General features: G+C 71.5%; 13 protein-coding genes and 2 pseudogenes. 13 read left to right on the top strand and 2 right to left on the bottom strand.

The features are described 5' to 3' along the window. Positions 1-194: 194 nt before the first annotated feature. A complete protein-coding gene (locus ACSLIC_RS01150) occupies positions 195-1,439 on the top strand; it encodes a peptidoglycan DD-metalloendopeptidase family protein (RefSeq protein ID WP_436735796.1) in 1,245 nt (414 codons plus the stop codon). Between the two features lie 23 nt (positions 1,440-1,462). Here ACSLIC_RS01150 and ACSLIC_RS01145 read toward each other — a convergent pair whose 3' ends face one another. After that, on the bottom strand, positions 1,463-2,377 hold the full coding sequence (locus tag ACSLIC_RS01145) for a DMT family transporter (RefSeq protein WP_436735795.1): 915 nt from the start codon (positions 2,375-2,377) through the stop codon (positions 1,463-1,465). Positions 2,378-2,802: 425 nt separating this feature from the next. On the opposite strand from ACSLIC_RS01145, the gene ACSLIC_RS01140 reads away from it, so the two are divergent. The 10 genes and pseudogenes from ACSLIC_RS01140 (at position 2,803) to ACSLIC_RS01095 (ending at position 12,717) form a co-directional block, all read left to right on the top strand. Beyond that, the gene (locus tag ACSLIC_RS01140; RefSeq protein ID WP_436735794.1) at positions 2,803-4,263 is read left to right on the top strand and encodes an SDR family NAD(P)-dependent oxidoreductase; all 1,461 of its coding nucleotides are present in this window, start codon (positions 2,803-2,805) and stop codon (positions 4,261-4,263) included. 385 nt (positions 4,264-4,648) lie between these two features. Continuing rightward, positions 4,649-4,822 carry a hypothetical protein gene (locus ACSLIC_RS01135; RefSeq protein WP_436735793.1) on the top strand — a complete coding sequence of 58 codons (174 nt, stop codon included), beginning with the start codon at positions 4,649-4,651 and terminating at the stop codon, positions 4,820-4,822. Between the two features lie 273 nt (positions 4,823-5,095). Further along, positions 5,096-5,344: pseudogene (locus tag ACSLIC_RS01130) on the top strand (PAS domain-containing protein); the annotation flags it as partial. Between the two features lies 1 nt (position 5,345). Beyond that, positions 5,346-6,038, top strand: a pseudogene (locus ACSLIC_RS01125) (transposase family protein); the annotation flags it as partial. Between the two features lie 287 nt (positions 6,039-6,325). Further along, a complete protein-coding gene (locus tag ACSLIC_RS01120; protein ID WP_436735792.1) occupies positions 6,326-7,582 on the top strand; it encodes an MFS transporter in 1,257 nt (418 codons plus the stop codon). Between the two features lie 226 nt (positions 7,583-7,808). Then, on the top strand, positions 7,809-8,813 hold the full coding sequence (locus ACSLIC_RS01115) for a hypothetical protein (protein ID WP_436735791.1): 1,005 nt from the start codon (positions 7,809-7,811) through the stop codon (positions 8,811-8,813). A 118-nt stretch (positions 8,814-8,931) separates the two neighbouring features. Further along, positions 8,932-10,083 carry a hypothetical protein gene (locus ACSLIC_RS01110; protein ID WP_436735790.1) on the top strand — a complete coding sequence of 384 codons (1,152 nt, stop codon included), beginning with the start codon at positions 8,932-8,934 and terminating at the stop codon, positions 10,081-10,083. Then, entirely contained in the window at positions 10,080-10,799 is a 720-nt protein-coding gene (locus ACSLIC_RS01105) for an HAD family hydrolase (RefSeq protein ID WP_436735789.1), read from the top strand. Before ACSLIC_RS01110 ends, ACSLIC_RS01105 begins: the two co-directional genes overlap by 4 nt. Then, positions 10,796-11,770: a phosphotransferase family protein gene (locus ACSLIC_RS01100; RefSeq protein WP_436735788.1), complete on the top strand. Its 975-nt coding sequence runs from the start codon at positions 10,796-10,798 to the stop codon at positions 11,768-11,770. Before ACSLIC_RS01105 ends, ACSLIC_RS01100 begins: the two co-directional genes overlap by 4 nt. After that, positions 11,770-12,717 carry a GNAT family N-acetyltransferase gene (locus ACSLIC_RS01095; protein ID WP_436735787.1) on the top strand — a complete coding sequence of 316 codons (948 nt, stop codon included), beginning with the start codon at positions 11,770-11,772 and terminating at the stop codon, positions 12,715-12,717. Before ACSLIC_RS01100 ends, ACSLIC_RS01095 begins: the two co-directional genes overlap by 1 nt. A gap of 154 nt (positions 12,718-12,871) precedes the next feature. On the opposite strand, the gene ACSLIC_RS01090 is transcribed toward ACSLIC_RS01095, so the two are convergent. Then, positions 12,872-13,045, bottom strand: a complete 174-nt coding sequence (locus ACSLIC_RS01090; RefSeq protein WP_436735786.1) for a hypothetical protein — start codon at positions 13,043-13,045, stop codon at positions 12,872-12,874. A 57-nt stretch (positions 13,046-13,102) separates the two neighbouring features. Between ACSLIC_RS01090 and ACSLIC_RS01085 the strand changes: the two genes are divergently transcribed. Then, positions 13,103-13,963, top strand: coding sequence for an Fpg/Nei family DNA glycosylase (locus ACSLIC_RS01085; protein ID WP_436735785.1), 861 nt, complete (start codon positions 13,103-13,105; stop codon positions 13,961-13,963). A 63-nt stretch (positions 13,964-14,026) separates the two neighbouring features. Continuing rightward, a complete protein-coding gene (locus tag ACSLIC_RS01080) occupies positions 14,027-14,791 on the top strand; it encodes a LytR/AlgR family response regulator transcription factor (RefSeq protein ID WP_436735784.1) in 765 nt (254 codons plus the stop codon). Positions 14,792-14,799 lie beyond the last annotated feature (8 nt).

Below are 14,799 nucleotides of genomic sequence, written 5' to 3'. Positions count from 1 at the left end.
GCGCGTGGCCGCTGGTCCGCGCGCCCGTCCGCGACCCGCCACCCCCGCATCCGGCCGCCCCGTGCGGACCCGGTGCCACGTGCGCCCGTCGTGCGCCCCCTTGTCACGGAGCGTTCGCCCCCATTACGTTCGGGTCCTCACATCACGCCCGGCCGGGGCGCGCCCCGGGCGCGGAGAGTCAAGGGGGGCCTGTCATGGCCGTACGCGGACGTCACCGGCGCCGGCAGCAGAGCAGAATCAACCGCGCGTCACTCACCGTCACGGCGGGCGGGGCGGGACTGGCCTTACCCCTGGTCGCGGCCGGTACCGCCGATGCCGCTTCCGCCGACACCTGGGCCAAGGTCGCCGCCTGCGAGTCCTCCGGCGACTGGAGCGTCAACACCGGCAACGGCTACTACGGCGGCCTCCAGTTCAAGCAGTCGACCTGGGAGGCCTACGGCGGCGGCGCCTACGCGGGCCGCGCCGACCTCGCCACCAAGGACCAGCAGATCGCGGTCGCCGAGAAGGTGCTGGACAGCCAGGGGCCCGGCGCCTGGCCCGCCTGCTCCCAGAAGGCCGGACTGACCCGGGGTGGCCCGGCCCCGGCGGCACCGGAGGCGACCGGCGCACCCCAGCCCGCCAAGGCCCCGGCGGTGACGCCCACCACCACCCCGCAGTCCAAGGCGGGCACCGCCGAGATGTACACCGTGGTCCGCGGGGACACGCTCTCCCGGATCGCCGAGGAACAGCGGGTCAAGGGCGGCTGGCAGCGGCTCTACCAGGCCAACCGCGAGCAGGTCGGCACCGACCCCGACCTGATCGTCCCGGGCCAGCGCCTCCGGCTGAAGCCCGGCGCCACCACCGGGCCCACGGACCGACCCGCGCCCAGGGCCAAGGACCGGACAGGGCCGGAACCCACCGGCGAGCAGGCGGCCGAGAAGGCAGCCCAGAAGGCGGCGGCCCAGGCCGCGGAGGCCAAGGAGGCGGCCGAGGCGAAGAAGGCCGAGAAGGCCAAGAAGGCCGAGCAGGCCAAGAAGGTCTCCGCGCCGGCCACCGCCAAGCTCAGCTCTCCGGTGGACGCGGGGCCGAGCACTCCGTACCGCGCCTCCGGTTCCTCCTGGTCGAAGGGGTACCACACCGGGGTCGACTTCCCCGTCCCCACCGGCACCAGCGTCAAAGCCGCCGCCTCGGGCACCGTCGTCTCGGCCGGCTGGGGCGGGTCCTACGGCTACCAGGTCGTCATCAAGCACGCCGACGGCAAGTACTCGCAGTACGCCCACCTCTCCGCGCTCACCGTCCGGAGCGGGCAGAGCGTGCAGGCCGGGCAGCGGATCGCCCGCTCCGGCTCGACCGGCAACAGCACCGGCCCCCACCTGCACTTCGAGGTGCGGACCGGTCCCGGCTTCGGCAGCGACGTCGACCCGCTCGCCTACCTCAGGGGAGGCGGCGTCACCGTGTGACGCACCCGGCCCTCCGGTCCGGTTCAGCGGTGCCGCGCCTGTGGCCGACCGGAAGCCGCGCCCGGGCCGGGGGAGTCCTGGTCCCCCTCGACGGGCGCGCCGGTGGCCAGGCGGTCCCGCATGCGTTCCGTGGTGAGCAGGATCACGCCGCCGGCCGCGACGATCCCGCAGCTCAGGGCCAGGACAGCGCCGCCCGTGCCGTATCGGAACCCCTCGCCGAAGAGCGCCAGGCCCACCGCCGCCGCGGCCACCGGATTGACCACCGTCACCGTGGCCAGCGGCGCGGCCAGGCCCGCGCCCCGGTAGGACGCCTGGGAGAGGAGCAGGCCGCCGGTGGCCAGGACCGCCACCACCGCGAGATCGGGGAGCTGCCCGAGGACACCCCACTCGTCCAGCGCCTGCGTGACGATCTTGGTGAAGACCGAGGCGATGCCGAAGGCCACGCCGCCCGCCGCCGCCAGCAGTCCGCCCCGTACCGCCGGGTGCCGGTGCGCCGCCAGCGCGGCCCCGGCCAGCACCACCACCACCGTGCCGGTGACCACCACCAGCACCGTCCGCTCGGTGGCGTCCGGGCCGCCGGTCCCCGGGGAGCCGGTGAGCGCCAGCAGCCCGGCCAGCCCCGCCGTGGCCATCAGCGCGCCCCGCCACGCGGTGGGCCCGGCCCGGCGCCCGACCAGCAGAGCCGCCATCGGCAACGCGAAGACGATGGTCAGCGCCCCCAGCGGCTGCACCAGCGTGAGTGGTCCGTAGGCGAGCGCCAGGACGTGCAGGAAGGCACCGGCGCCGTTCAGCGCCACCGCGCCCCACCAGGCCGGGCGCCGCCAGGGGACGAACGCCGGGCCCTGGTCGCCCGCCACGCGTTCCTGCGCGATCGCCCCGGCCGCGTAGGCGATCGCGCAGGCCAGGCACAGCAGGAGGGACAGCGTGAGGTGGTTCATGCGATCGGCTCCCGGAGCCGAGACGGCTCCTGTCAGCCGGCATCTCTGCCGAGCGGCTTGCCGGTGGGCGGGCCCCGTGAGTCGTTCACGGAGGCCGTCGCGTCCACCGCGGGTGGAGTGCACGAGGCCGCGAGTCGTCCCGTCCGTGCGGGCGGCCACCCGCTTCCGGCGGTGGGCCCCCGCCCGTCTTCAGTCTCCCGCTCCTGCCCGCCCACCGCCCCCGGAACCCGGCCCGCCCGGAGCGCCCCCCGGGCATGGCAAAATTGGCGGGGCCGCCGGTACCGGCGTGCCGCTGGGTCCGTCGCCGGAACCCGTCCGCCCGCACCCCGGGCGACGGCGCGCGGCAGCCCCAGCCCACCCCGCGAGGAGCCCGTCCCGGTCGGCACCGCCCCGGGACCCCGCGGACGAACACATGAGGAACAACGATGACGGTGGCACCCGAGGGCCAGGAATTCGGCCCCGGCATCGATCCCGAGCGTCTGGCCGTCTGCCTGTCGGTCCTGGACGAGCTGGACGGCCTGGAGATCGACCACCCCGACGCGATCGCCGTGCGCCGCGCCACGGCCGGGATCTACCGGACGGTCAAGCAGCGCCGCCGCCAGGAGCGCAGGGCCGCCAAGACCGCCCACGACCGGGCGGTGACCGAGGCGACCGCGACCGGTTCCGCCGAGCGCATCGACGACGAGACGCAGGGGCTGCTGCCCACCGCCTCCGCCGAGGGCACCATCGCCGGGGTGCTCCAGCGCCCCCGCTCCTGCTACATCTGCAAGACCCGCTACGTCGAGGTCGACGTCTTCTACCACCAGCTCTGCCAGAGCTGCGCCCAGGAGAACCGCGAGCGGCGCGACGCCCGCACGGACCTCACCGGCAAGCGGGCCCTGCTCACCGGCGGCCGCGCCAAGATCGGTATGTACATCGCGTTGCGCCTGCTGCGCGACGGTGCTCACACCACCATCACCACGCGCTTCCCCAACGACGCGATCCGCCGCTTCAAGGCGATGCCGGACAGCGCCGAGTGGCTCCACCGGCTCAAGATCGTCGGCATGGACCTGCGCGACCCGGCCCAGGTGGTCGCCCTCAGCGACGCGCTGACCGCCGAGGGCCGCCTGGACATCCTCATCAACAACGCCGCGCAGACCGTGCGGCGCTCCCCGCAGGCGTACAGCGAACTGCTCGGTGCGGAGTCCGCGCCGCTGCCCGCCGGCGAGCTGCCCGCCTCCCAGGTGATCGGAGCCTTCGGTTCCGGCGCGGTCGCCGCCCTGCCCGGCCCCCGCCAGGGCGGCCTGAGCGCCCAGGACGTCACCGAACTGGCGCTCGTCACCGGCTCCGCGACCCCGGCTCGGATCGCCGCGGGCACCGCCATCGACGCCGGCGGGCTCGTCCCGGACCTGCACGACTCCAACAGCTGGGTGCAGACCGTCGACGAGGTCGACCCCGTGGAACTGCTGGAGGTGCAGCTCTGCAACTCCACCGCGCCGTTCATCCTCATCTCCCGGCTCCGGCCGGTGATGGCCGCCGCCGCCGAGCGGGCCGGGCGGGCCTACATCGTCAACGTCTCCGCCATGGAGGGTGTGTTCGGCCGGGGCTACAAGGGCGCCGGCCACCCGCACACCAACATGGCCAAGGCGGCGCTGAACATGCTGACCCGCACCAGCGCCCAGGAGATGTTCGACAAGGACCGCATCCTGATGACCGCCGTCGACACCGGCTGGATCACCGACGAGCGTCCGCACCCGGACAAGATGCGGCTCGCCGAGGAAGGCTTCCACGCCCCGCTCGACCTCGTCGACGGAGCCGCCCGCGTCTACGACCCGGTGGTCCGCGGCGAGGCGGGGGAGGACCTGTACGGGGTCTTCCTGAAGGACTACGCGCCCGGTCAGTGGTGACCGGCGTGGCGGACCGCTCGTAGCACCCTCCCCCGTCCCGCGCACCCGCACGGCCCGTCCCTCCTCCCGAGGGGCGGGCCGTGTCGCGTTGGCGGATCATGGCCGGATGAGGTGGGTTCGTCCCGACATTCCGCCTGCATTTCGAGCGCCATCGAGCGAGGAGCCGCTCATTTGGTTAGTCTGGGCGACGGGCAGCCCATCCGGGTTCCACCTCACCCACGGCGCGTCCCCGGGACTCACCGGTCACCCGGTGGCCCTCCCGCACGATTCCCGGCGCCACCGCGCCCGAACGACCTTGAACAGCAGGACCCATGGCGGCGGGCGTCCCGGCACAGGGAGCCGGACACGCGGCGCCCGACGGGTGACCGATACGAAGGAGTGCGCGGTGACACCAGACCAGACCGCCCAGGACGAACCTCCCCCGACCCGGCCGGACCGCCGGGTGAAGCCCAGCCAGAACCCCGGCTGCCTCGAAGTGTGGTCGCGGTCGGCGCCGATCCGGCTCGCGGGCTACGAGGACGACCTCGCCGAACCGCACATCCTGCGCAGCGTCGACTGACGCCCCCGGGTGGCACCCGGCCCACGCCCCGCCGGTGTGGGCCGGCCCCTGACGCCCCGGCCTCACGGCCCCGTGGCGGCGTACGGCGCCTCCGCCGGGCCGAGGCCGGGCACCAGCCTCGGCCCGGCGAACAGGCCCGCCTCCGCGAGGATGCGGTGGCAGAACGGCCCCTTCGGCGCCCACCGCCGAGGGGGCCGTTTTCGGGCATACCTGGCCGAGCCGGCGGCGGTGTTCGTCAGCCCGGCCCGCCGCCGGGCGCGCGGGCCCGGCCTGGGCAGGGAGAGCTACGGCGCGTACTTCCGGATGCGGCTGCGCGACGGCACGCTGCGCTGGACCCACACCCAGGGCTACATCCTCCGCGAGCACGACGGCCGCCCGGTGCGTATCGTCGGGCTGGTCCGCGACGCGACCCAGGAACTCAACGACACCACCGCCCGCAGCCGCCGCATCGACCGGCGCCGCCGCGAGGCGGGCATCGTGCAGTCCACCGCCGACGCCCGCGCCGGCGCCCGCACGCTCGCCGCACCGTCGCGCGCGTAACACCCGTTGGCGGAAACTCGGCTGCTTCGACCAGGCGCTGCTCACGCTGGTCCACCTGCGTAAGAACGAGACGTTCGCCCAGTTCGGCGCCGGGTTCGCGATATCGCAGGCCACCGCCTGGCGCTACGCGGACGAGGCCCTGGACGTGCTGGCCTCCTGGGCCCCAGGCCTCCATGAAGTCCTCACCGGCCTCGGTGAGGGCGACCACGTCATCGCTGACGGCACGCTGATACCCACCGACCGCGTCCGCGCCGATCAGCCGTACCACTCGCAGAAACACAAGAAGCACGCCATGAACGTGCAGGTCATAGCCCGCCCTGACGGCACACCGCGGTGGATCTCCCGTGCGACACCCGGCCGCACACATGACCTGACCTCTGCCCGCGCCCACGGCATCGTCCAGGCCCGTCTGACCCGGCAGATCCCCGTGCTGGCGGACCGCGCCTACCAGGGTGCCGGCGCCACCTTCCGCACCCCGTACCACCACCACAGCGAACAGCCCGAGCACTACCAGCAGTTCAACCGCGACCACGCCCGGCTCCGGGCCCCGGGCGAACGCGCCTTCGCCCGGCTCAAGTCCTGGCGCATCATGCGCAGAGCACGCTCCTCCACCCGCCGTATCAACCGCACCGTCCAAGCCGTCCACGTGCTACTGACCTGCGACTATTCAGGGTGAAAGAGGTTCAGTGAGTGCGCTGAGACCTCACCTTGACTGCCCTGAATTCATCCAGAGTACCCGAAAGGGCGCATCCGGCCATTATGACGAACCCTCTTGACGTCTCAATAGGTGGACGCTTAACGTCCTGATCGTTTGGCGATTCTACTTGCAGGTAGGACCTGCGCGGGGGATGTGGTAACAGTGTTCGGAATAAATAGATCGACTGTGGTAGTGCGGCCCGACGTTTCCCAGGCGGCGGTTCTTGGCTATCGATGTTCAGGGAAGCGGGTCGAAGGCTCGACAACGTGTCCGTAAAGACCACCGAGAAGGGCACTCCAGAGTTCTCGCGTCTTCTTAAGGCGCCCGTCTTCAGGCGGTTCTTCCTCAGCCGGGCCATTTCCCTCATCGGTGACGCGGTGGTGCCGACCGCGCTGGCTCTCAGCCTCGTGGCACGAGACGCCTCCGCCGTCTGGCTCGGTGCCATGATGGCTGCGGCGATCCTGCCCAAAGTCCTCCTGCTGGCCCTAGGCGGAGTAGCCGCCGACCGACTCCCCAAGCGGCCGTTGATGGTCGTTTCCTCGATCGTGTGCGGCCTTGCCCAGCTCGGCGCGGCTGCCACCTTCATTGTTGGCATATCCCTTTGGTGGGGACTCGCCTGCCAGATCGTCTTCGGCATGTCGATGGCGATCGGCTATCCCGCGATGTTCGGGTACCTGCCGCATTGCGTCGATTCGAAGAACCTCGGAGCCGCCAACGCGCTCATCGGCGCCTGGACCGGAATGGCCGCGCTGCTCGGTCCGACAGTGGCGGCGATCTCCGCCGCGCTCGGACCGCCCGCCCTCGCGCTCGCTGTGGACGGGTTGTCCTTCCTGGTCAGCGCCGCGCTCCTTGTGGGCCTGCCGCACGGAGGGCCCACCGGGCCGGCCAAGAACACCGCGGCAGGGCTACGTGAGGGATGGCAAGCGCTGCGCGGGCTGCCCTGGCTGCTGCGGATGACGGTGGTCGACAGTCTCATTCTGCTCCTGGTCGCCGCGCCCTTCATGGTGCTCGGCCCGGGCATCGTGCAGCACCTCACCCCGAACGGGTGGGCCCTGTTGATGATCTCCTTCGCAGCGGGCGAATTGCTCGGCAGCCTCGCGTCTGGCCGCCTACGCCTGCGTCGCCCGATCCTGACCGCCGCACTCGGGCTGCTCGCTATGGGGCTGCCCCCCTTGCTGCTCGCCGCAGGTGCCGGAGTACCGGCCTTGTGCGTCGCACAGTTCCTCGCGGGTGCCGGCATCGCCGCGTACGGCGTGCTCGTCAACACCGCCATCCAGCAGAACGTTCCGGCCGATCGTCTCTCCCGCGTGGGGGCGATCTCCTCGATCGGCTCGTTCGCCTTCCTGCCGCTCGGTTACGTGCTCGCCCCGCTCGTCGCGGGCGTCGTCGGCCCCGAACCGGTGCTGTGGATCGCCGCGGTCTGGACGGTAGCCTCCGTCAGCACGCTGGTCGCGGACCGCACCCTCCGCGAATTCGGCCCCCAAGCCAGCTCCGAACCATTTCGGAGCGCGGCAGGGCAGTAGCCCAGAAAGATCTCTCATGTTAGTGAAAAGGTATTCCAGTGCGGCTGAATGGGCCCGCAGTATACCGCCGGGAGCGGAAACTCCGGAAATTGAGCGGACCGTTCCGTGGTTGAGTGCGGAAGAGGGGCGAATCACTCGCGAGCAGCACATTCTCAGTCATGTCGAGTGCGCGTATCCCCATACGCGGGTCAGTAATAGGCCCTCGGTAGAATTCGCGACCTGCTACGTGATTCCGCATGACTGCCCGCATACCACCTACGCCACCTGGTCCGTGTTCTTCGGTTCCCCACTGCGGGACCTTCTGCACCGGCTCCCCGACGCGCAGGAGACGGAGCACCTGCGGGGAGCGATAGCGGACCTCGCGCGGCGCGCGCCCATCGAAGGCACAGACACCCTTGCCGTGGTCTCCCCGGGGTCGACACAGCCTGGTGTCACCAGCGGTGCGGGCGGAGTCCGGGCTCTGGCCGCACTGGTGTCCGAGGCCGAGAACCTCGCGGACGAACGTGCACTGCCGGTGGTGGAGTTCGGCAACGTACGCGACGAACCCGCCTGGGGCCCGTTGCACCAGATCCTGCGGGAGCGAGGGTACGTGCCGGTGACAACCGGCGCCGACGCGGTCCTCGACGTCCCCGCCACCGGGCTCGACGCCTACTTCGACGGCTTCCGCTCCCACCGGCGCAAGGTGCTCCGCAAAGAGCGGGCTCGGTTCCTGGCCCGGCAGCCCGACGTCACCCTGCTCGGCGCGCAGGGGCTTACCCCGGACCTGGTGGAGCTCCAGCTCGACCGGTACCGACGCTACGGGCACGAGGCCGACGCCGACGCCGTGCGTGACCGGTTCGAGCGCGCCGCCGCCGTACCAGGACTGCGTGTCCTGCGCGCTGACGGCGAAGACGGCCCGCTGGGTTTCGTCGCCTTCTACGAGGACCTCCCGCACCGACGTATCGTCCCGAGGCTCGGCGCCTTCAGCACCGAGGACCGGGGCAGTTACTTCAACCTCGCCTACTACGAGCTCATCGCCCATGCGGCGCGCGGCGGCGGCTTCCACATCCACTACGGGGAGTCGACGTATGGCGCCAAGACCACCCGGGGCTGTCGGCTGACCCGGCTCGTGACCTACTTCCGCGCAGCCGACCCGCTCCTGCACGACGTCCTCACCGCGGCCGGTGCCATCCGGTCGGACCTCGAGGAACGGGAAATCGCCACCGCCGAGAACACGTTCGCCGCCTCCTGACCATCGCGGCCTCGCGCGTCGTACCAGGCCATCACAGCAGGCCCGCCCCGGGCACCCGGCAGACCCTGCCGCCGACTCCGGGTCGGCTGCGCCTGCCTTCCCAAGAGAGAGACCAACGATGATCGCGTCCAGTGCCAGCACGTCTCTCGTCGGCATGGGTGTCTTCCGCGCCGCAGCCGACGTGCGCCACCTGCAGTCCGTGAACGTCGCCAGCGAGACACACCCGCTGTCCCCCGTCTCCGGCGGCTTCATCGCCATCAGGCCGCAGGGCTTCAAAGAGGACATGACCGCGGCCCTCGGAGCACTCGGCTGGGGCCGGCCCGTGGCATTCGTCGAGGATGCCTGTGGCCTGGCTGAGTTCACCGCGGCTGCCACCGAATCGGAATACCTCCCGGCCGCCGAGGACAGCGCGGAGCCCATCGCCTTTGTCGTTCCCGCCCTGTTTCGCAGCCGCAGGGCCGCCTCGATCGCGCGGCGGTTGGACCGGCTCGGGACCATCGCACCGCCCTTGGGTGCCCCCGGCGGGCAAGGTGTCGGGGGCAGATTAAAGTCCCAGTCCGTGCAGGCTGTGGGAGTGGGGCCGTGGACGCTCGACGCGGGTGAGGACGCCCTGGGGCCACTCGCCGCTGGCTGGCACGTAGTCATGACCGACTGGACGCACCGCCACACCTTCACCCGGATCCCCGGGCACGACCGGTTCGTCCCGCACGTGCTGCCCTACCGCTACGGCGACTTCGACCAGAACATCGACCAGGTGAACGAGGCGCTTCGCGAGCTCCATGCCGGCGGCCACAATCACGTGGGCCTGCTCGTCGAAGGCAACCCTGACACGTACGACGTCCTCGACGGATTGCCGCTGACCGACCGTGAGGTCCACGTCACCCCCGGCGTCCCGATCGGCCTCCTCGCTGCCGCGCAGGCCGCCCGGCACTTCCGGAACAACCCCTTCGCTCGGTCCTTCGCCTACCTCTCCGGACTTCATGGCCGCCACAGCCTGCCACCCCAGCAGTTCCTCGGGGAGCTCACCAGCTACCTGGCTGCGGGCATCACGTGCGTCCTGGTCGAAATGCACAAGGGCGACGTCGAACTCGCACTCGAAGCCATCCGTCTCTGCGGAAAGGAGAAGTCCGCCGTGCTGATGAGCGACTACTTCTCCAGTGAGGAAGAGACCTTCTTCCTCCACGGCACCCCGGAAGGGCTGCGGGAAGGGTTCCCAGCGGACCGAGGGGGCCTGTCCAGCTTGTTGATCGCCGATGGAGGTCTGCGATGACCCGCCCCCTGCCCGCCGTACTGTTCGACGCCGCCGACACCCTCCTCGAACTGACCCCTGCCTTCCCCGAACTTCTCTCCACCTCCTGGCTCGGAGCCGAGGGAGCGCCCTCGGCGCAGGACGTGCGGGAGGCGCTGTGGGCCATCGGAGCTGAGGGCCACTGGCCCGACGACGAGCCGGACGCCGACGCCCGGCTGGCCATGTGGACCGCGTTCTTCCACGACGCGCTGCGGCGCTCGGGCGGTGCCGACTCCCACGCCGCCGCGCAGCGCGCCGCTCGCTATGCCCTGGACCCTGCGCACTACCGCCTGTACCCCGACGTCCTGCCCTGCCTCGACGCACTGCGGGCCGCCGGTCACCAGCTCGCCCTGGTCTCCAACTTCGACGGATGGCTGCGGGACATCCTCGCGGCACACCAGCTCACCGAGCGGTTCGACGAGGTCGTCATCAGCAGCGAGGTCGGCTTCGAGAAGCCCCGCCCGGAGATCTTCGCCCTGACCTGCCAGCGGCTCGGACGGTCGCCTGCGGAGTGCGTTTTCATCGGCGACTCACTCGTCGTCGACATTGACGGGGCGCGGGGTGTCGGCATGCACCCGCTGCTCATCGACCGCTACGGACGCTTCCCCGACCACTCCGGCCCCAAGGTCAGCTCGCTGGAGACCCTCGTGAACCTTGTGTCGAGCCTGCCGCTCACCACCCTGGAGGACGCCCGATGACCAGGGGAACACCTCTCAAGACGGCCGTGGACACAGAGGCTGTGGCCCGCTCCGTCGCCACCGAGCACGGGCTGACACTGTATGGGCCCGCAGGCGAGGGGGTGGACTTCGTGGTCTGCCGCGTCGGGCACCCCGCTCTCGGCGAGGCGGTGCTACGCATCCCCCGTCACAGGGTGTACCTCTCGCCCTACGGGAACGTCGACAGCGCCGTCCTGGTCCGGCAGGAGCACGAGATCGCCGCGTACCTCGGTCCGCTCGGTCTGCCCGTGGCGGCACCGCTGCAGTGGATCGAACAGCCGGACGGCCTCATCGTCTCCCTCGCCGCCCACGTCGAGCACGACGACGTGCCGCTCGACGGGCGCGACGTGGGCCGCTTCCTCGCCGCGCTGCACGGCACGACGCCCCCGTCGGTACGCCTCGCATATCAGGTGCCCGGCGACTTCACGACTTTCTTCATCCAGCGGTTGTCCGACCGGCACGCCAACCTGCTGCTCAAGGCCCCGGCTCTGCCGTGCCTGCCCGCCCCCCACCGGATCGAAGCCGCCCTGGGGGCCGTCCGGGCTCCGCATCGCCTACTGCACCTAGACGTCCGCCGACAGAACCTGCTGGGCCGACAGGGCCGGCTCGCGGCAGTCGTCGATTGGTCCAACGCTCTGATCGGGCCACCGCTCATGGAGCTCGCGAGGGTTGCCGAGTACGCCCTGCTGCCCGACAACGGAATCGACGCGGCGGCCATCCTGGCCGGCTACGCGGAGACGCTGACGACCCCGAGCCTGGACACTCCGGCGGCCATGCTGTATCGGCTGGACACCGCAATCATGCTCGCGCTGGTCTTCCACAGCGTGGCCCCGGACGCCGAGCGCGCCCAAGTCCTCACCGCACGGGCGGAGCACCTACTTGCGCAGCTCCATGCTGCCGTGCGCCCCGCAGACACCGCCGGTTCGTCCCACGAGCAAGGGAAGCAGCGCTGATGGACATCGTCGACCGCTACGGGCTCACGGTCGCCGAGCTCACCGCCGAGGAGGCACTCGCCTCGTCCGGCCCCTGGCGCGGACCGGACGTCGACCTGCTCAGGGTTGTCGATCCCCACCCGCGCGACCAAGCACGCCTCACGGCCGCCGGGTTCATCGTGAAGCCCAGCTGGGTCAACTGGGTCGCACCGCTACGAGCCTCCGAGGCCGAGTTCCTCGGGGCACTCAGCTCCAACGAGAGGCGCAAGGTGCGACGGGGTCTGGAGCTCGCCGCCTCGGCCGGGCTGCGCATGGAGGTGCGGTCGGAGCTGGAGGAAGGCCCGTTGGAGGAGTTCCTGGGCGTGTACGAGAAGCAGGTCGCCGACATGCGCAACGGCGTGAACCTGGCCCGCGGCGAGCAGCGGTCGCTCCTGGAGCAGTCCGGTTCCCACATCGGTGTCTTCGCGTACGAAGGAAGCCGCATGGTGGGCGGGTGCGTCTGCCGGGTGCGCGCGGACGGCTCCTTGCTCCAGCTGCGCTATGTGGCCACTGCGGATGTCGACCAGCGCGGCTCCCTGACACGCGCCCTGTACATGGCGGCATTCCAGGCCGGCCGGGACCTGAGCTGCGCCCGCATGTCCCTGGGTAACGACACCTCTCTGTACGGGCATATCACCTCCCCCGGCCTGTACGAGTTCAAGAAGCGGCTCGGGTTTACCCCGCTGCCTTCGGAAGCTGTCGACCCCGGTCTGGGAGGCGACGAGGCCGACCGCTTCGTGTCGCTGCGTGCTCTGACCGACCCGTCGCTGCTCCTCGCCTACGATGCCGGGTCCGGCACATTGGATGGTGTGTGGGAGAACCGCCCCCAGGGGCTCCGACTGCACATCCTGGCATCGGGGGAAGAGGTGGACCTCGCGCCGTACCGGGCAGACTTCCTCAGCCGAGTCGAGGTGACCGTGGTCCCCTGAGGTGAGGCGGCCGAAGCCGTCTCCGGGCCGTGGCAGCACGCACCGATAGCACTGAAGTCCCAGGTCAGCCTGCGATAGGTGAACAAGGCTCGACTGAGGCGATCCGCACCCTCACCCCTCGCTCCATCGAGAGCGGTGCCGAGTTCGAACGCCGCTACCCGGACGTGGCCCGGCCCTTGCGGCGCAGCGGCAACCGCTCCGCCGCCTGCCCGCCGCCATCGCGCAGGGCCGGCCCACCGGGGCCCTCGCCGTGCTGTACGGCGAAGACACCCGGTTCGGCGAGCGCGCCCGCACCCTCCTCATCGGCCTCGGCCGGCTGCGCCAGCACGCTGAGCCGGTCGCCGCACGGGAAGCGTCCCGGTGGCCGCTGAGGCAGGCTGGAACCATGCCCGAGCTGCCCGAAGTCGAGGCCCTGCGGGAATTCCTCTCCGTCCACGCCGTCGGCCGGACGGTGGAGCGGGTCCTGCCCGCCGCCTTCCACGTCCTGAAGACCTACGACCCGCCCGCCACCGGTCTGGCCGGGCAGCCGATCACCGCCGTCCACCGGCACGGCAAGTTCCTCGACCTGACCGTGGGTCCCCTCCACCTCGTCACCCACCTGGCCCGCGCCGGCTGGCTGAAGTGGCGGGACGCCGTGCCCGCAGCCCCGCCCCGCCCCGGCAAGGGCCCGCTGGCCCTGCGCGTGGTCCTCGACGACGGCTCCGGCTTCGACCTCACCGAGGCCGGTACGCAAAAGCGCCTCGCCGTGTACGTGGTCCGCGACCCCGCCGACGTCCCCGGCATCGCCCGGCTCGGCCCCGACCCGCTCGCCGGCGACTTCGACCGCGACCGGCTCGCCGCGCTCCTCGCCCCCGAGAGCCGCCTGCTCAAGGGCGCCCTGCGCGACCAGAGCCTGATCGCGGGCATCGGCAACGCCTACAGCGACGAGATCCTGCACGCCGCCCGGCTCTCCCCCTTCAAGAACGCCGGACGCCTCACCGACCAGGAGACCACCGTCCTGTACGAGGCGCTCCGCACCACCCTCACCGACGCCGTCGCACGCGGCCGGGGAGTGGCCGCCGGCCACCTCAAGAAGGAGAAGAAGACCAACCTGCGGGTCCACGGCAAGGACGGCGAACCCTGCCCCGTCTGCGGCGACACCATCCACTCGGTCAACTTCGCCGACTCCTCCCTCCAGTACTGCCCCACCTGCCAGACCGGCGGCAAGGTCCTCGCCGACCGCCGCCTCAGCCGCCTGCTCAAATGAGCCGGGACCGCCAGGGCCCGGACGGATTGGCCGGATGGCGAGCTGCGCCTAAACTCCACCGGCATGCTGCGCGTACTGGCTGTGGACGACGAGGAACCGGCGCTGGCCGAACTGCTCTACCTGCTGCGCGCCGACCCCCGGGTGCGCGCGGTGGAGGGCGCGACCGACGCGACCGAGGCGCTGCGGCGCATCACCCGGGCCGTGGAGGCGGGACCGGACGGTGACGAGGCCATCGACGTGCTCTTCCTCGACATCCAGATGGCCGGGCTCACCGGGCTCGACGTGGCCCGCCTGCTGGCCGGATTCGCCCGCCCGCCGCTCATCGTCTTCGTCACCGCCCACGAGGGCTTCGCCGTCCACGCCTTCGACCTCAAGGCCGTCGACTACGTCCTCAAGCCCGTCCGCCGCGAGCGCCTCGCCGAAGCCGTCCGGCGCGTCGCCGAACAGGCCGAGGCCCTCGGGCACCGCAGGGCCTCGCCGCCCGCCACCACCACCCCCGACACCATCCCGGTCGAACTCGGCGGCGTCACCCGCCTCGTCGCCGTCCAGGACATCGCCTACGCCGAGGCCCAGGGCGACTACGCCCGGCTGCACACCCTGGACACCAGCCACCTGGTCCGCATTCCGCTCACCACGCTGGAGGAGCGCTGGCAGCAGCACGGCTTCGTCCGCGTCCACCGCCGCCACCTCGTCGCCCTCCACCGCATCGACGAACTGCGGCTCGACGGCGGCTCGATGAGCGTCCGCGTCGGCGACGCCGAACTCGCCGTCTCCCGCCGGCACGCCAGCCGACTGCGCGGACTGCTCCTCAGACGCTCCGTGAGCTGACCCGTCTG

The organism is Streptomyces sp. BBFR102 (assembly GCF_051397025.1).
In the GTDB taxonomy this organism is placed as follows: domain Bacteria; phylum Actinomycetota; class Actinomycetes; order Streptomycetales; family Streptomycetaceae; genus Streptomyces.
The sequence above is the reverse complement of the archived record's forward strand: the minus strand, read 5'-3'. Positions and strand labels throughout refer to the sequence as shown.